General features: G+C 50.8%; 15 protein-coding genes. 2 read left to right on the top strand and 13 right to left on the bottom strand.

Translation table 11 applies throughout. The features are described from left to right. The 9 genes from fliN to fliF all read right to left on the bottom strand — a co-directional run bounded on the left by fliN (position 1) and on the right by fliF (position 8,442). Positions 1 to 414, bottom strand: coding sequence for a flagellar motor switch protein FliN (gene fliN / locus I6L74_RS00255; RefSeq protein ID WP_059179616.1), 414 nt, complete (start codon positions 412 to 414; stop codon positions 1 to 3). Continuing rightward, positions 411 to 1,415: a flagellar motor switch protein FliM gene (gene fliM, locus I6L74_RS00250; RefSeq protein ID WP_059179617.1), complete on the bottom strand. Its 1,005-nt coding sequence runs from the start codon at positions 1,413 to 1,415 to the stop codon at positions 411 to 413. Before fliM ends, fliN begins: the two co-directional genes overlap by 4 nt. A gap of 4 nt (positions 1,416 to 1,419) precedes the next feature. Next, the gene (gene fliL, locus I6L74_RS00245) at positions 1,420 to 1,887 is read right to left on the bottom strand and encodes a flagellar basal body-associated protein FliL (RefSeq protein WP_015959537.1); all 468 of its coding nucleotides are present in this window, start codon (positions 1,885 to 1,887) and stop codon (positions 1,420 to 1,422) included. A gap of 105 nt (positions 1,888 to 1,992) precedes the next feature. Beyond that, a complete protein-coding gene (fliK, locus tag I6L74_RS00240; protein WP_059179618.1) occupies positions 1,993 to 3,216 on the bottom strand; it encodes a flagellar hook length control protein FliK in 1,224 nt (407 codons plus the stop codon). Continuing rightward, complete coding sequence (gene fliJ / locus I6L74_RS00235) at positions 3,213 to 3,656, bottom strand: flagellar export protein FliJ (RefSeq protein WP_059179619.1); 444 nt, start codon at positions 3,654 to 3,656, stop codon at positions 3,213 to 3,215. Before fliJ ends, fliK begins: the two co-directional genes overlap by 4 nt. 21 nt (positions 3,657 to 3,677) lie before the next feature. Continuing rightward, entirely contained in the window at positions 3,678 to 5,048 is a 1,371-nt protein-coding gene (gene fliI, locus I6L74_RS00230; protein WP_059179620.1) for a flagellar protein export ATPase FliI, read from the bottom strand. Then, a complete protein-coding gene (gene fliH / locus I6L74_RS00225; RefSeq protein ID WP_059179621.1) occupies positions 5,048 to 5,758 on the bottom strand; it encodes a flagellar assembly protein FliH in 711 nt (236 codons plus the stop codon). Before fliH ends, fliI begins: the two co-directional genes overlap by 1 nt. Then, complete coding sequence (gene fliG / locus I6L74_RS00220; protein WP_059179622.1) at positions 5,751 to 6,752, bottom strand: flagellar motor switch protein FliG; 1,002 nt, start codon at positions 6,750 to 6,752, stop codon at positions 5,751 to 5,753. The genes fliH and fliG overlap by 8 nt, the downstream gene beginning before the upstream one ends. Then, complete coding sequence (fliF, locus tag I6L74_RS00215; protein WP_059179623.1) at positions 6,745 to 8,442, bottom strand: flagellar basal-body MS-ring/collar protein FliF; 1,698 nt, start codon at positions 8,440 to 8,442, stop codon at positions 6,745 to 6,747. Before fliF ends, fliG begins: the two co-directional genes overlap by 8 nt. Positions 8,443 to 8,670: 228 nt before the next feature. Between fliF and fliE the strand changes: the two genes are divergently transcribed. Then, complete coding sequence (fliE, locus tag I6L74_RS00210; protein ID WP_015959530.1) at positions 8,671 to 8,985, top strand: flagellar hook-basal body complex protein FliE; 315 nt, start codon at positions 8,671 to 8,673, stop codon at positions 8,983 to 8,985. Between the two features lie 517 nt (positions 8,986 to 9,502). On the opposite strand, the gene I6L74_RS00205 is transcribed toward fliE, so the two are convergent. Next, positions 9,503 to 13,231, bottom strand: coding sequence for an alpha-L-fucosidase (locus I6L74_RS00205; protein WP_082691939.1), 3,729 nt, complete (start codon positions 13,229 to 13,231; stop codon positions 9,503 to 9,505). Positions 13,232 to 13,777: 546 nt separating this feature from the next. Between I6L74_RS00205 and yedD the strand changes: the two genes are divergently transcribed. Further along, positions 13,778 to 14,191 (top strand): lipoprotein YedD, encoded by a 414-nt coding sequence (yedD, locus tag I6L74_RS00200; protein WP_059179625.1) that lies wholly within the window; start codon positions 13,778 to 13,780, stop codon positions 14,189 to 14,191. A gap of 52 nt (positions 14,192 to 14,243) precedes the next feature. Here yedD and amyA read toward each other — a convergent pair whose 3' ends face one another. From amyA to fliS, 3 genes are all read right to left on the bottom strand, one after another. Further along, positions 14,244 to 15,731 carry an alpha-amylase gene (amyA, locus tag I6L74_RS00195; RefSeq protein WP_059179626.1) on the bottom strand — a complete coding sequence of 496 codons (1,488 nt, stop codon included), beginning with the start codon at positions 15,729 to 15,731 and terminating at the stop codon, positions 14,244 to 14,246. A gap of 66 nt (positions 15,732 to 15,797) precedes the next feature. Next, complete coding sequence (fliT, locus tag I6L74_RS00190) at positions 15,798 to 16,160, bottom strand: flagella biosynthesis regulatory protein FliT (RefSeq protein WP_059179627.1); 363 nt, start codon at positions 16,158 to 16,160, stop codon at positions 15,798 to 15,800. Then, complete coding sequence (gene fliS, locus I6L74_RS00185; RefSeq protein ID WP_015959526.1) at positions 16,160 to 16,570, bottom strand: flagellar export chaperone FliS; 411 nt, start codon at positions 16,568 to 16,570, stop codon at positions 16,160 to 16,162. The genes fliT and fliS overlap by 1 nt, the downstream gene beginning before the upstream one ends. Between the last annotated feature and the right edge of the window lie 3 nt (positions 16,571 to 16,573).

Raw genomic sequence — 16,573 nt, 5'->3', positions numbered from 1 at the left:
TTAACGGCTCAGACGACGCATACGTTCGGAAGGGGTGATGATGTCAGTGATACGAACACCGTATTTATCAGCCACAACCACAACTTCGCCCTGAGCAATCAAATAGCCGTTGATCAGGATGTCCAGCGGTTCACCCGCCAGGCCATCAAGTGCGACAACGGAGCCCTGCGTCAGGCGCAGCAACTCTTTGATGGTCATACGCGTACGACCCAGCTCAACAGTCAGCTTGACCGGGATATCCATAATCAGATCGATATCCTGCAGGGTACCGCTCACGTCACCGCCGCCTAACTGCTGGAACACCGCATCCGCAGCGCTTTTGCTCGCGGGTGCCTGTTGCTCGTTCAATGCATCAGCCCACAGATCGTCCAGCGCTCCGCCGTTTGCATCGGACGGATTGTTCATATCACTCATTTGGGCTGTTCCTCATTCAGCGAATTCAATATCGGATTGATCAAGTGCTCAACACGTAGCGCGTATTGACCGTTTACGGTGCCGTACTGGCTGGTCAATACAGGTACGTCATCCACATGGGCAATAATACGGTCAGGTTTTTCTATCGGCAGAACATCGCCCGGTTGTAATTTCAGTATCTGAGATAACCGTAGCGGAATATCCGCAAAGCTTGCCACCAGTTCCAGCTGCGAGTGCTGAACCTGACGGACCAGATTCTCACGCCAGTTCTGATCTTCGTTGCGGGAGTTTTCCAGCGGCGGGTTAACCAGCACTTCACGCAGAGGTTCGATCATGCTGAACGGCAGACAAATATTAAATTCGCCGGTCAGGTTACCGATCTCAACGTGGAAAGGTGTGTTCACCACGATGTCATTCGGTGACGTCGTGATGTTGGTGAATTTTACCTGCATCTCGGAACGCACATACTCCACTTCCAGCGGGTTGATCGCTTTCCATGCGTCGCTGTACGACTCAAGCGCCAGCTTCAGCATGCGGTTGATCACGCGCTGTTCAGTATGCGTAAATTCGCGTCCTTCCACCTTCGTCGGGAAGCGACCGTCGCCACCAAACAAGTTATCGACCGCGATAAACACCAGGCTCGGAGAAAACACGAACAGGCCAGTGCCACGCAGCGGTTTCAGATGGATCAGGTTAAGGTTAGTTGGCACCGGCAGGTTGCGGGCAAACTCATGATACGGCTGAATGCGGATCGCACCGACGGTAATGTCCGGGCTACGACGCAGCAGGTTGAACAGGCCCATACGGAACTGTCGTGCAAAACGTTCGTTGATGATCTCCAGCGCCTGAAGGCGCTCGCGCACCACGCGACGCTGGGTATTGGGATCGTAGGGACGAATTTCAGGCTCGCCGCCCAGACCCGGTTTTGGATCATCGCTCTTCTCGCTGTCGCCGTTAAGCAGCGCATCGATTTCCGCTTGAGAAAGAATACTATCGCCCATGTCTCTACCGCAGGATAAAAGCTGTGTACAGAACGTCAGTGACTTCCTGCTTAGGTTGACCGGTTACCAGTGGCGGTGCCAGCGTTTGCTTGATGGCCTCGACCAGCTTCTGCTTACCGTCATCAGTTGACAGCCCAGTGGCGTCCTGACGAGAGAACAGCAGCAGCAGGCGGCTACGGACTTCGGGTAAATAGTCACTCAGACGAGTGCGCGTTGCTTCGTCTTTCAAACGCAATGTAATGCCGATATAAAGCACGCGATCCGCGTCACCGAGGTTAACGGTAAACGTATCCATTGGGAAAAAGACCGGGGCCGGAGGCGGTGGGGGTTCTGCTTTAGCAGTGGCTGACGGCGCTTGCTGCGACCGCCAGTAACTATAGCCAGCAGTGGCGCATGCGGCGAGCGTAATCAACACCAGCAGCGGGATCCAAATGGAACGCTTGCCTTTTTTGGTGATTGCGGAGTCAGTCATCGGTTACGTGCTTCCTGTTTCGGTACAGCTAATAGAGTGATTATCCCGTGTTCTGCTTTGGTCAAAGCGTGGAACAAACGAAGATAATCACGTTACCTCTGGCGTTTAGGCAAAGATGTCTACCGCGCCATTTCCGCGAGCTGCAGACTGTAATGCCGCAGGCGTGATCAGCAATTCATCATTTTCATCGCCCATTTCGCCCTGTTGGCCGGAACGAGAAGCATGCTGTTGCTGCTGGAAAGACGACTGCTGCTGGTTCGCAGAGCTGTCACTGCTGATGGTGCTTTGCGATAACTGAATGCCGTTTTCTGCAAGCTGCGTGCGCAGCATTGGGAGTGCCGCTTCCAGTGCAGAGCGCACGTGACCGTTGGCAGAAATCATCTGCAATTGAGCCTGGTTATCATCCATTTTAATAGAGATTTGAACTTGACCCAAATCTTCAGGATGTAAACGCAGCTCTGCGCTCTGCTGTCCCTGCTTAGTGAACAGCGTCACGTGTTGGCTGATCGCCTGTTGCCACTCATGCGTGCCCAGCGGCTGGCTCAGTAATGGCGCGGAGGCGACATTCGTGGCGGCCGGGGGCGTTGTGACGTTTGCCATGATCGGTGCGAGAGATGCAGAAGGTGACGCGGACGAGAACGCACTTGCGGCTTCATGCTTTTCAACCGCGGCGGCGGCAACCGGCGTCAACTGCGCGCTGGCGAGCAGCTTGCTGTCCACATCAGTGGTCTGCGCTTTGGTTTTGCCGAGGGTAGACCCATCATCATTCAGTGCCGCCTGACGGCCAACGCCTGGCTGTGAGAGTGCCGCCTGCGTGGTGACCGCGTTCACGTCGTTAGCTGGCGTAGCCCGCGCCGTCGCGGTTTGCTGATGCGGAAGCATCGCCATTAACGCGCTTAACCCGGCCAAATCTTCTTCGCTCAGATCGCTTTTGCTGTCTTCTTTTTGTGCGTCAGCCACAAGCGTTTTCAACGCATCGCTGTGCGTCGCAGGCAACAGGCCGGAAACCAGACTCTGGAGAGTCGTTTCTGCCGTGGCTGCTTGCGCCGCTTCGTCGGTTTTGAACAGATCCTGACGCGCCAGCAGAGAGGCGAGTTTGCTCGGGATGGCGCTATCGCCGTCCTGTAATAAGGCCGCTTTCGACAGTTTGCCGCCAGCCGCTTTAAGATCGGCCAACGTCAACGGCGCGTCTTTTCCCTGACCTGCGGCGTCGGTTAATGCACCTGCCAGCAGAGAGAGAAAATCTTGCGCGCCATCCGCGCCTTTACCCGTCTGCGTACCGCCAGGCAGGTCGCTGTCGGTCATCAGCAGTTGTTGCAGTGTGATCATTCAGATTTCCTCATTGATGCGCGCTGGGCAAACTCATCCATTTTTTTCTGATCAAGCCGGTTCTCGGCAAGCAGTGTCGCAGCGCTCTGTCGGTCCTGTAACGTTGTCCAGGCCTGAAGCCGCTGCTTCTTCTCACGCCAGAAATCAAGCGCCTTTTCCACTTTTTGGTTCCACTGGGTAAGCTGTTGGCGATGCTGTTCAATCGCTTTTTCCAGCGTCAGAATAAACTGTTGATAGTTAATCCAGCGCTGACTGCCAATGCCCTGTGTCATATCGGTATTCAGGTTGGTACGGTATTCGTGCTGATAATCGATCAGCATCGATAACTGTTCTTCGGCCTGCTGACAGCCCCGCCGCATCGCACCAAGTTGTAATGCGGCATCGTCCACTTCTTTTTCAGCCAGATCTTTCAGCGTAGCTAATGCGCCATGTTGCGCCATAATCTCCGCCCTCCACCTTTATTACACCTGCGGGAAAATAAGCTCTAACGCTTGCGTTGAGTCTTCCCAGTCGGCACGTTCAAAAATACCTTGTTGCAAGAAAGCTTCCAGCTGCGGCCAAACGGCAATGGCCTTGTCGAGCATCGGATCGCTGCCTTTGGCATACGCGCCCACGCTCACCAGGTCTCGGTTACGCTGGAAACTTGAAAGGAGTTGTTTAAAGTTACGCACGCGGGCGTAGTGCTTTTCAGAGATAAGCGAGGTCATGGCACGGCTGATTGAGGCTTCAATATCAATCGCCGGATAGTGACCGGCTTCCGCGAGTCGACGCGACAGCACAATGTGGCCGTCAAGTATCGCGCGCGCGGAGTCAGCAATCGGGTCCTGCTGGTCATCGCCTTCGGTCAGTACCGTATAAAACGCGGTTACGGAACCGCCACCGGTAATCCCGTTACCCGCACGCTCAACCAGCGCCGGAAGTTTGGCAAAGACTGACGGCGGATAGCCTTTGGTCGCCGGTGGTTCACCGATGGCGAGCGCAATTTCACGCTGAGCCATCGCATAACGCGTCAGGGAATCCATAATCAGCAGCACGTGTTGACCGCGGTCGCGAAAATCTTCTGCAATGCGTGTGGCGTACGCCGCGCCCTGCATACGCAGCAGCGGAGAAACGTCCGCTGGCGCGGCGATCACCACGGAGCGTGCGCGGCCTTCCGCACCGAGAATGTTCTCGATAAAGTCTTTAACTTCACGACCACGTTCGCCAATCAGGCCCACGACGATCACGTCCGCCTGGGTGTAACGCGCCATCATGCCGAGAAGGACGGATTTACCGACACCCGACCCGGCAAACAGACCCATACGCTGCCCACGACCCACGGTCAGCAGGGCGTTGATCGGACGGACGCCCGTATCAAGCACATGTTCGATTGCTGTACGTTGCAGCGGGTTAACGGGCTGGGTGATCAGCGCGCCGGTTTCGGTGGTATCAGGGGAGGGCAGGCCATCAAGCGGTTTGCCTGCGCCATCCAGTACACGGCCTAACAGCGCCGGACCGAGTGGCAATTGCTTGCCGCTGTGCAGCCCGTCACCGGAATTATTTTTGGCGTAAACGCGCGCGCCGGGCAAAATGCCTTCGACTTCTTCCAGCGGCATCAAAAACAGGCGTTGGCCGTTAAAGCCAACGACTTCACTTTCGACTTCTTGCGTGTCGTTACCATCCTGACGCTCAATCACGCAGGTTGCACCGAGCGGGAGCTGCAAGCCTGTGGCTTCCAGCACCAGGCCGGTTGCGCGGGTCAGACGACCATAACGACGCACGGAAGGCAGCTGCGCCATTTTCGTTTCGAAGTTATCGAGCGTGTTCAACCAACGCGTGAGTCGGGCTGTCATCAGATCACTCCCGGTGCAGCCAGACGGCAAAGTTCCTGCCAGCGCGTCGCCACGCTCGCATCCAGATCGCCTTCATCAGCGGAGACTTTACAACCGCCATGATGCAACGCCGGATCGCCACGCAGACGCCAGCCGTGCAGGCTAAGCGTGGCGCCAAGCATCTCTTCGACGCGCTGTAAATCGTCGGGATGAACGCGCAGCTGAGGTTTACCGCTGAATAACGGTTCCTGCTGGAGTAATCCCTGAATCTGTTTGATCAGCGACGAATTGTCTACCGGAGGCGTATGACCAATCACCTGACGCGCAGCTTCCAGCGCCATTTGCATCAGACGCGAGGCAATGACGCTATCCAGCGCGTCCAGGGTATTTTGAAATTCACTGACTAATTGCTGCATGCGGGCGTTGATCGGCGCTTGCTGCTGACGCGACTGCTCCAGACCTTGTTCAAGGCCTTTTGCCAGGCCTTCCTGATAACCTTGCTCGTGTCCTTTCTGGCGGCCTTCATTCATACCTGAGGTGTAACCCTGCTCATGCGCTTGCATTTGCAGTTGTGCCAGCATCTGAACGCGCTGCTCTTCTTCCGTCAGCTCCGGTTGTTCTTCAGCGTCACTGTCTTCGTCGCTCAGAGCGACCATCGCAGGCATAAATTCTGTGACAGGAGGCGCAAGGTCGTCTGGCGTCCAGCGCTTCCACGGCAGCTCATTAGACATATGCGTCGTCTCCGCCGCCAATCACCATCTCGCCGGTCTCTGCCAGACGACGAACAATAAGCAGGATCGCTTTCTGTTCGTTTTCCACCTGAGACAGACGAACCGGGCCACGGTTGGCAAGGTCGTCGCGCAGGATATCCGCCGCACGCTGAGACATGTTGCGCAGGAATTTCTCGCGCAACGGCTGCTCGGCGCCTTTGAGTGCGATAAGCAGGGATTCGGAGTCCACTTCCTGAAGCAGGCGCTGGACGCTGCGATCGTCGACTTCGACCAGGTTTTCGAACAGGAACATCTCGTCGATAATTTTCTGCGCCAGCTCGCCGTCGAATTCGCGAACAGCGGACATAACCGCCTCTTCCTGCTGCGTTTTCATCAGGTTGATAATTTCTGCCGCCGTTCTCACGCCGCCCATTTTGCTGCGCTTGAGGTTTTGACCATCGAGCAGGCTGTTGAGCACTTCGGTCAGCTCCGCCAGCGCCGCTGGCTGGACACCGCCGAAGGTGGCGATACGCAGCATCACATCGTGACGCAGACGTTCGTCGAACAGCGCCAGAATATCGGCCGCCTGCGCACGTTTGAGGTGCACAAGGATGGTGGCGATGATCTGCGGGTGCTCGTCGCGAATAAGGTCGGCGGCACTCTGCGGTTCCATAAAGTTAAGCGTTTCGATACCGCTGGCGGTATCGCGCGTTTCGAGAATATCCTCCAGCAGGCTGGAAGCACGCTCTTCGCCCAGGGCTTTCACCAGAACCGTACGCAGGTATTCGTTGGCATTGACGTTAAGCGCTGCAAACTGCTCAGCTTCACGCTCAAACTCGGCCAGCACGTCGGTCAACTGTGAATTCGAAATCTGACGCACGTTAGCCATGGCCTGGCTCAGCGTCTGGACTTCGCGGTCGGAGAGGTGTTTAAACACCTCTGCCGCACGATCTTCACCGATGGTCATCAGCAGGATGACGCTTTTATCTGTTCCTGAAAGCGTAGTATTACTCATGGTCGTTACTCATCCACTGGCGGATGACCAGCGCGACGACGCGCGGATCGTTGTCTGACATTTCGCGAATGCGCTGGCTCATCACCTCAGCGCCCAGGCGCTGATTCACACGGCGTTGCTGCGTCTGTTCGTCTTTACTCAGGCGAACTTCCACGGCTTCTTCTATATCCTGACGCGCATTCATCATTTCTTGCGCGGCTTTGGCTTCCTCAGCGCGACGGGTGAGCTGCGGACGAATCGCTTTACGCCACAGCAGCCATGCCACAATCAGAACCAACAGCCAGCGGCCAGCGGACATCATCTGTTCGATAAACGACTGCTGTTGCCAGAACGGCAGTTCACCACCGGTCTCGTCAGTCGCAGTGAACGGCGAGTTCACGACGTTAAGTGAGTCACCGCGTTTTTCGGTAAAGCCCATCGCCTCGCGGGTCAGGTCTTCAATCTGTTTCATCTGATCGGTGGTCAGCGGCAGAGGCTTACCGTCCGGGAGCGTTTTATAGTTCACGACGACCGCTACCGACAGGCGCTGGACATCGCCAACGTTCATCTTGGTGTGGCGAATCGTACGGTCAACTTCGTAGTTAGTCGTTTCGTTACGGCTGCTATTGCGTGGGCCCGCGTTGGCTGCCGTCGACGTAGTCTGCTGTTGCTGATTATTCTGCTGACCGTTTTGTTGTCCGTTCTGCTGGTTAGCAGGCGGTGTCGAGATCGGTGCGTTGTTGGCCGGCGCAGGCTGATTAGAGAGTGCGCCCGGCACGCCGCCAGGATTCTGGCCGCCAATCTGTTCGGTGGTGTTCAACTGACGTGAACGCATCACGGCCTGAGCGGCATCGCCGTTCGGGCTGTACTGCTCTTCCGTCTGCTCTTTATTGTCAAAGTTGATTTGCGCGGTAACCTGCGCATGAATGTTGCCGCTGCCCACGATAGGGCCAAGGATCGCTTCGATGCGGCGCTGAATGCGGCCTTCAACATCGTTGGCATATTTCAGCTGCGCGTCGTTGAGGTCGCGACTGCTGGTGTTGGATTGCGTCAGCAGATGACCGCTCTGGTCGACGACGGTCACGTTGCCTGTTGGTAAACCGGCAACGGCGCTGGAGACCAGGTGGGTCACCGCGCTGATTTGCCCTTCATCCAACGCGCGGCCCGGTTCGAGAGTAACGGTCACCGATGCGGATGGATTCTTCTGCTCGCGCACGAAGAGAGACGGTTTTGGCATCGCCAAATGGACGCGAGCGGTTTTAACCGGACCCAGCGTTTCAATGGTGCGCGCCAGTTCACCTTCCAGCGCACGCTGGTAGTTGATCTGCTCGCTAAACTGGCTGATACCGAACTTTTCCTGATCCAGCAGTTCAAACCCGACCGCACCGCCTTTCGGCAGGCCTTGCTGGGCAAGACGTAAACGCAGTTCGTGAACTTTATCGGCTGGGACTTCAATCGCGCCGCCGTTATCAGCGAAACGATAAGGAATATTCAATTGGGTTAGCTGCGTGACGATAGCCCCGCCATCCTGATCGGACACGTTGCTATACAAGGTGCGGTAGTCGGGGCTTTTCGCCCACAAGACCATCGCAACGAGAATCGCAATAGCCGCGGCACCAGCCACGATCAATGGGATTTTAGGGTTCGCACGCAGGCGGTTCATCCACTCGAGCGATTTATTTTGCGATGCCGTTGCTGCTGTTGCAGTCATAGCGCACCTCGCGGCTCAATGTGGATTACGTTATTTGTGTAAAGAAACAAAATGACTCCCGGGTCGGCAAACACGACAAAAGGCCCATATTTATGGCCCCGCCATTATTTGATGAATTGAGATTTTCTATGCGTCAAATAACCCGTTTTTTTAACGCTATTTAGCGGCATTATCTCATTGACAAGGTGCTAGTCTTGCCGCTGATAAAAAACCATCCAGGGGAGAGTCATGGCAATACAGGGCATTGAAGGGGTGATCAGTCAGTTGCAGGCAACGGCGATGACGGCCCGTAATACGAGCGTGGCGGACACACAGCCGGAAATCAGCTTTGCAGGACAACTTCACGCCGCGCTCGATCGCATCAGCGATACGCAAAACGCTGCGCGTACGCAGGCGGAGAAGTTCACTCTCGGCGAACCTGGCGTGGCGTTGAACGACGTGATGACCGATTTGCAGAAATCGTCTGTCTCTTTACAGATGGGCATTCAGGTACGAAATAAGCTGGTCACGGCGTATCAAGAAATGATGTCGATGCAGGTGTAGGTCAGTTAACCTACTGAAAAAATCACTTAGTAGGACATGATCTCACGGCGTGGGGCATGGGTGGGGAAACTCGGATCATTTCTTGTGCAAGATGATCCCTTGTTCTTGATTGCTTTCGGCCATCCATGAACTGTATATGCGGTAAATCCTCAGAACGTCAGAGCGCCCCATTTGCTTAGCGGTGAACGTTAGGCTTGCTCCAGCCGTTAATCAACAGCATGCCTGGCGAGATTTACTTTGCGATAGCAAATCCGGCGCGCCGCATTGTCGTTTCCCATCTCCTATTTATTACTTCTCTTATTCATCAACATTTACGGTGTAGCCACACTATTTCCTGTTGCTATCTGTAGGTAGAACACGAAAGTGCATGGATGTATGTCACTTCTGCCAAACTGCCTTAGCTTTACCGCCACGAGTATAAAAAAAAGCTAAAAGCAGACTGTGTTTCTCCGGAAAAGCTGCGACGCTACCGTCTATGTTTTAGGACACACTTAAATAGCGTCGCATTGCCTTACGATTAAGGATTATCGAATATGACAGGTAATCCTCTTTTCAAAACCGGATGGCTCATATAGGTATCCCATATCAGCCTACTGCGATAGTTTTCAATCATCAATATTGTAATACCTTTAGTGAGGCCCGAGTTTTTCGGACAGTAGAATATCGACGCTGTCGACGTGTTATAGGCCTCAGAGAATCCATAACTTGTCCAGAGAGAGGGGGTGTTATACCACGCTCTGACCGACGCCATAACTTTGTCCGGCGTGAATGGCAGACTGCCCAGCGGTCCGCTTGGCGTTACAGTACCATCTGTATAATGCACATTATTTGCATTACTCCATCCCGATGGAGGCGCGCCATAAACACCATAGCCGGATGGGCCATTGCACGCTGTTAACCCCCAATTCAAATTATCCAGTGATGGAAGAATGTCATGATAATCCAGACAGAATTGATAATTTGCCTCGGTAGCGTTCACTGAGTTTTGCCACCAATCTATACCGTTTCTGTCTTTACATTTACGGAAATCAATCCATGCATGGGAAAATTGATAGGCAAATAGAGCACCATCGAACACATAAATAACATCAGTATTATTTTTATAGTTTCCATGCTGAAAGCCCAGATTATAAAACAACGATGCTCCTTCTTTGGGAGCAAAGGTTGTTGAACCTAGCGCCATAGGATACATACAAAATTGTTCAGCATAGCCACCCCAATTAGAAGGACTTAAGTCACCATTAGGTGCGATTGACATAGTGAAATAACCATCAGGGCTCACTGCGCTTTGCCAGTTAACACGATCGAATATTTGCTGGGCAAGTGCCCCACATTCACCACCAAAATATTGCCCAGCTGTTAAAATTCCGTTGAGGGCTAACATTGTATCAACGGTAGAAACATTGCTTCCCTCCGTATCTAATGTATCCATGTCGATAAAGTGGTAAAAGAAACCATTAACTTGCGGGACTGTATTCAACAGACTTACTAAAGATAGCTGACAACGTTGCTGTGCTAAATCGAAGTCAATCCATCCACGTTCGGCTGCAATGACGAATGACGAAAGGCCAAACCCCGTATTCGCAATGGTTGCTCGTCTCGAATTTGTCGTATCAGAAATAAGACCATATCCGCTAGCGCCCGGGGTCAAATTAGCCTCACGCCAGAAATATTCAAAGCAGCTCCTGGATTCCAGTTCAAGAATCTCCTCATCATCAAGGGGAGCATGTTGATTTCTTGCGGTTTGCCATACAGAGAATTCATAAATGCTGGGGCCACTCTGGTCTATCACATCGTTGATAATGAGTTTTATTGATTCACCCTTGGTTAGATAGGGTAATGAAATGGGGACTGATATATCATTACCATTAAATATTTCAACCCAACCATGTTCTTCACTGAAAACTTCCAGAGAGAAATTTGAAATGCGGCTAATGGTTTCTTGGCTCGTTAAATACTCAGAAATTAAAACTAAGTCAAATGTTGTTTCTCTAATAAAGTTAAACGTCAGTTCAATGGGTAACGGTGGATTAGCGTTTGCAGCCCATCGGGTTGTCTGGTTGCCGTCAATAGCGAATAATGGACCATACTGATCTTCTTTATCATACCAGACATCAGTGGCTGATGCGGACGATCCTTTTGCTAAGTTAATAGGTATATTAACGGGAAGAAGTGTTTCATTAGCATTCAACGCAAAGAGTGTATATATACTTGAATTGTTATCATCAAATACTGAATTAATTGTTAAACGTATTTTAGTTGCCCGTATCGGAGTATCAAGATATCCAATATAATAAGCTGCTGGAGAAGAGGAGGTAATAACTGGCTGCCACGCATCGTCGATATAAGCATCAATAACGAACTGATTAATTCTCGTTTCATATTGCCTGAACCCAATTCTTGTAAGTGTTTGAACACTTCCCAAATCAACTTCAACGATAACCGGTGTTATGCTTGAGGCCCACCGAGTTGCTTCATTACCATCAACCATAAATTGCGGCCCATACTCTTTTATATCATTGTTCCATACATTATTGGCAGTGGCATGTTTCATCAGGGCTTTATCAGGATAGTTTTTGGGCTGAGGAAGCTCTTCAAATTCCATTGCCAAAACAATGCCTAAATCATCTGAAGGACCTTCCAGCAACGAGAAAACCATCAAGCCATCAATAATGGTATACGTTAACGAAGAGGAGGGGTTATTAAGCCAGTAGCATCTAACCGGCAATACCTGAGGTGCATCTATCCTGATTTGATCATCCTGGCTTCTTTCGGTTAGCGTCACATAAAGGATGTTGTTTTTATCCACTGTACAAAAACATCCCGGCTGATATGAGACATCAAGGGTGCCGGCTCGAGTTTGATAAACGGCTTGTCCCCATTTAGATAACCATTTTCCTATTTGATCAAGCCTGTCAACACAGGGTTGAGGAATAATGCCGTCTGCAGTTGGCCCGGTATTAAGTAAAAAATTTCCACCTTTGCTGGCACAATCAAGTAGTTCATTCAGCAAAGTTTGCGTAGATTTCCAGTTTTGATCGTTACTGTTATACCCCCAACTATTATTAATAGTCATACATGTTTCCCACAAACCAGTACTTGTCCCGGCAGGGATGCTCTTTTCTGGCGTTGCGTAATCCCCATATCCATTTCCGATACGGTCGTTTATAATAATGTCAGGAGAAAGACAATGAAGATATTTAGCAATCCCTTGGGAAACTTCGTCATTTATAAAGGCAGCCCATGCACCATCAAACCATATTAATACCGGATCGAATATTTCAATAAGTTCTTTCAGATGTTCTTTCATTTCTGACAGATAACGTGTTACATCATCTGGATTAATATTTTCAGGATCAAGAGAATTAGCATTTTCTATTGCTACTTCCCATTTGTTGCCCCAGTCAAGCAACGAATAGTAACAACAAAATTTTATTCCTTTAGAATGACATGCAGAAGCAAACGGCTTTAAAACAGACCGATGAGCGCTGGCTGTATTAACCACATCATAGGGTGCGAAATCTTTCACATTAGTATTAAACATGGCAAAGCCGTCATGATGCTTTGTTGTTATGGTAACGTATTTTTGCCCAGCGCCAAGGATAATATCCGACCAGTAATCAGGATCGTAATTTTTTGGATCGAATGGAATGCATGCTTGCTGTATATATTCATCTTTGGGGATTTTTTCCGTATTCATTACCCATTCGCCCCTGGCTAGCACAGAATACGCTCCCCAATGTATCATGTGTCCAAATTTAGATTCTGTAAACCAACTCATTCTCCTGAGTTTTTCTTCATTTGCTTCAGTATTTGAGTATTGACAAAAAACGAACCAATTGAGGCATCCATTAAACCCAGAAGGGAAGTTAAAATAAACATCTTGTTCAGACTCTGTGTTGAAATCTATGGTATTTGAGTAATTGTCTATAAAATAATTTTCTACACCCACCTTCGTTGCGGTAATCCTCCATAATGGGTCGTTAGATATACTTCCGATGGAGATATCTATTTTTTGATTATCTGAGGTTGTGGATGCATATATCATACACGTAGAATTACGGCCTAAGGGAATTTTTGTTCTGAATTTCAGCCATGCTCCAACGGGTAATTTTACGACTGACTGTTGTGATGGGTTTAGGGGAACTCCATCATAATCTGTTGTGCTATAATTATCGACATCGATAATTTCAGGTACTACGTTACTTTCAATATAATTTTGGAAATATAAAATATCGTTTGACATTTTCCACCTCGTAATTATAGAAATGTGACCCGTCCAGTTTAGACGTGAACATCATGAAGTGTTCTCGCAGTCAAGATTACGCATAATCAAAGATTTCCCCTGAATTAACACTATGATTTTTAAAAGAATATATAAACAGCACCATCAAGATAAGCTGAGCGAAGAAAATATTCATCTGTGATGAGTCGAATCTATATCACTTTGAAGGGTTTTATTGCGCATACTGATTGATTAGGTAAGTGAATCGACAGAAACTTTCACTAATAGTCTAGGGCTGACAGGCAAAGCGAATGCGGGTGTGTTGATCCCAGACCGCGTTCGTTGCCATCGGCTTTCGAAGTGATGGCTTCACCACTTTTTGGCAATGACTTCCTGAATGATCCCGGTTTTTAGCTACTCTTCAGCATACCTCTTTTTACGGCGGCGGGTTTCGTCCTCCTATGATGTCGATGCAGGTGTAGTCCTTGCCATTCATTCAGCATCTTGCGCTGGCGGCTTTAACGCTTTAATGCCACAATATTTTTTTCTTCGCAGGCAGGAAAGATGATGAAAAAAATAGTGATGGTTGGCGCGCTGATGGCGTTGACCGGGTGTGTGCAGGTCGATAATTATCAGGATGTGGTTAAACATCCGGTCCCTGCACATCTGGCGGGCTATTGGCAGTCGAAAGGGCCGCAAAGCAAAATGGTGAGTCCGCAGGCGATCGCAACGCTTGTGGTGACAAAAGAGGGCGACACGCTGGATTGCCGTCAGTGGCAGCGGGTTGTCGCTGTGCCAGGTAAAATCATGCTGCGCTCAGATGATTTCTATAACGTCACGCGCAAACTGGATGTCTATCAGCTGGACCGCGAAGGCAATACCCTGGAATATGATGGTATGGAATTACAACGCGTCGACCGCCCAACGGTGGAATGTGCGCAATACCTGACTAAAAACCCGCTCGAAAGCACCTTGCCATAAATTGTGTGCCGGGTGGCAACACTGCCTTACCCGGCAAACACACTTTCCTCCGTTACAGCACATCCTCCATGACCCAAATACTCACGCTCCCGCCGTTACAGGTAAACGTGCCTTCGCCATCTGCGGCGGTGGTGACCGTCTCTTCACGATTGCCGAGAAAATCACGCCAGCTCTTGTTGCCGTAATTCTCGCCCAGACAGATCGCTTTTTCGCCCTCGTCACCGTTCGACAGCACCACCACACAGCCCGGTTCTTCGTCCGTACCGCTGCGGCTGAACGCAATACAGTTTGGATGATCAAAATAGAGCGTTTGCACCCCATGGGCAAAACGTTGACGGGCGAGAATCAGCTCGTGCAGCTGTTCGATAATCGGCATTTCAATAGGGTAAGTTTCGCCGTCACCGCCGGTGTCTTCATAGTTTGCGCCAAAGAGATCGGGATAAAACACGCTGGGCACACCGTTTTCGCGCAGCAGGATTAACGCGTAGGCGAGGGGTTTAAACCAGGATTCTACCGGGGCCTCTAACGCCTGAAGGGGTTGGGTGTCATGGTTCGCCACCAGCGTCACCGCGTGGAACGGATCGGCTTCCACCAGCGTACCGGTGAAAATCTGGCTCATGTCATAGTCACGTCCCTGACGAGACGCTTCATGAAATTTCATTTGCAGCGGGGCGTCGAACAGCATGGTTTTGCCTTCAACTTGCTCAATGTACTGCTGCAATTTGTCGACTTCATGGGACCAGTATTCGGCCACGATAAACAGCGGGTTTGGCGCGACTTCCTGGACGTGTTCGATCCACTCTTTGTAGAACCAGGCGGGGATATGTTTGACTGCATCGAGTCGAAAACCGTCGCACTGGGTCTGTTCCATGACCCAACGTGCCCAGTATTTGATCTCTTCCGTCACGGCATGATTGCGAAAATCGATATTTTCGCCCATCAAATAGTCGAAATTCCCCATCTCGTTATCGACCTGATCGTTCCAGCCTTCGCCGGTGTAATCATTGACGATCTTGAAGATGCTGTCCTCGTTCGGGTTTTCGATATGATCAATGCCGCTAAAGCATTTGAAATCCCAGACAAACTGAGAATATTGTCCACCGCGGACAGGGAAGGTGTAGCGGGTCCAGGCTTCGCATTCGATGATTTCTTCATCGATCTGGGTGCGGTCCTGCTCATTGACGCGCTGCACACGGATGGGCTCTTTTTCATCCGCACCCATTTTGTGGTTCACCACCACGTCCAGCAGCACCGCAATGTCATTACTTTTTAACGCCGCGATGGCTTCAAGCAATTGGGCCTTATCACCATATTTGGTGGCAATAGAGCCTTTTTGATCAAATTCACCGAGGTCGAATAAATCGTACGAGTCGTAGCCAACAGAATAACCACCCGATGCACCTTTATAGGCGGGGGGCAGCCAAATCATGTTGATGCCGATTTCGTTAAGATTGGGAGCCAGGGCCGTCACTTCCGGCCACAATTCACCGCCGGTGGGGTAGTACCAGTGAAAACATTGTAATAGCGTGGGATTTTTCATCTTCCGTGCTCCAGAGGCCGTTATCGGCGAATCTCTGGAGTATGGATGATAAACCGCTAATGTGGATTACTGATTGATCTCTCCGGGAAACAAAACGTTACCGGAAAGCCTTCCGTAGGTAATATTCACATTTTTCTGCTTGCCGGTCTGAGCCATCAGACCGTGCAGTTCATCCATCCGCTCCTGCAGCAGAATTTTTAGCGTCATTTCATTCTGCAGCACATTGTTCAGCATCACCATCGCCTGTTCCTGTATATGCTTACTGTCAGGCGGGAAAGGGGTAACGCTGATCTTTTCTACCAGCGAAACGTAGGCGACCTCCTGTTCAATAAGCTCATCCCATTTCCCGGATTGAGCAAGGCTCAGCATGGTATTACTCAGTGCAGAAAGTGCATGCCACTTTTTTAGGGATAAGCTGGAGTCTTTCATCAAAATTGATCCTGCGTGGGAGGAAAACCTGGATTGATTTGCTTCCAGGCGTCGGAAATATTAAGCAGCAGTGCTTCAACTTCAACGATAGCCTCAACGTCGTTACGCAGGTTAGCGTGCAACAAACGGCGTACCATATAGTCGTAAAGTGCTGATAGATTATGGGGAAGCGTGCCCCCAACATCCATGTTCAGCCCAGCTTTAAGTCCATTGTCGATAATATTGATGGCTTTCGAGAGCGCTTCGCCTTTAGCAGGGATATCACCCTGCTCAAGGAACAGGCGCGCTCGAACAAGCGCGCTATGGACACCGTCGAATAGCATGACAACCAACTGGTGCGGGCTGGCACTTAAGACGGCAGATTCAACACCTACCTTCTGATAGGCCTGTACACCAGATTTGCTATACATAGA

This window comes from Lelliottia amnigena (genome assembly GCF_019047465.1).
Classification (GTDB): domain Bacteria; phylum Pseudomonadota; class Gammaproteobacteria; order Enterobacterales; family Enterobacteriaceae; genus Enterobacter; species Enterobacter amnigenus.
This window is presented reverse-complemented; position numbering and strand designations above follow the sequence as displayed.

What these genes read in the sequence shown, in the direction of transcription:
- fliN (WP_059179616.1), bottom strand. Translation starts at nt 414, where the DNA reads ATGAGTGATATGAACAATCCGTCCGATGCAAACGGCGGAGCGCTGGAC.
- fliM (WP_059179617.1), bottom strand. Translation starts at nt 1,415, where the DNA reads ATGGGCGATAGTATTCTTTCTCAAGCGGAAATCGATGCGCTGCTTAAC.
- fliL (WP_015959537.1), bottom strand. Translation starts at nt 1,887, where the DNA reads ATGACTGACTCCGCAATCACCAAAAAAGGCAAGCGTTCCATTTGGATC.
- fliK (WP_059179618.1), bottom strand. Translation starts at nt 3,216, where the DNA reads ATGATCACACTGCAACAACTGCTGATGACCGACAGCGACCTGCCTGGC.
- fliJ (WP_059179619.1), bottom strand. Translation starts at nt 3,656, where the DNA reads ATGGCGCAACATGGCGCATTAGCTACGCTGAAAGATCTGGCTGAAAAA.
- fliI (WP_059179620.1), bottom strand. Translation starts at nt 5,048, where the DNA reads ATGACAGCCCGACTCACGCGTTGGTTGAACACGCTCGATAACTTCGAA.
- fliH (WP_059179621.1), bottom strand. Translation starts at nt 5,758, where the DNA reads ATGTCTAATGAGCTGCCGTGGAAGCGCTGGACGCCAGACGACCTTGCG.
- fliG (WP_059179622.1), bottom strand. Translation starts at nt 6,752, where the DNA reads ATGAGTAATACTACGCTTTCAGGAACAGATAAAAGCGTCATCCTGCTG.
- fliF (WP_059179623.1), bottom strand. Translation starts at nt 8,442, where the DNA reads ATGACTGCAACAGCAGCAACGGCATCGCAAAATAAATCGCTCGAGTGG.
- fliE (WP_015959530.1), top strand. Translation starts at nt 8,671, where the DNA reads ATGGCAATACAGGGCATTGAAGGGGTGATCAGTCAGTTGCAGGCAACG.
- I6L74_RS00205 (WP_082691939.1), bottom strand. Translation starts at nt 13,231, where the DNA reads ATGTCAAACGATATTTTATATTTCCAAAATTATATTGAAAGTAACGTA.
- yedD (WP_059179625.1), top strand. Translation starts at nt 13,778, where the DNA reads ATGAAAAAAATAGTGATGGTTGGCGCGCTGATGGCGTTGACCGGGTGT.
- amyA (WP_059179626.1), bottom strand. Translation starts at nt 15,731, where the DNA reads ATGAAAAATCCCACGCTATTACAATGTTTTCACTGGTACTACCCCACC.
- fliT (WP_059179627.1), bottom strand. Translation starts at nt 16,160, where the DNA reads ATGAAAGACTCCAGCTTATCCCTAAAAAAGTGGCATGCACTTTCTGCA.
- fliS (WP_015959526.1), bottom strand. Translation starts at nt 16,570, where the DNA reads ATGTATAGCAAATCTGGTGTACAGGCCTATCAGAAGGTAGGTGTTGAA.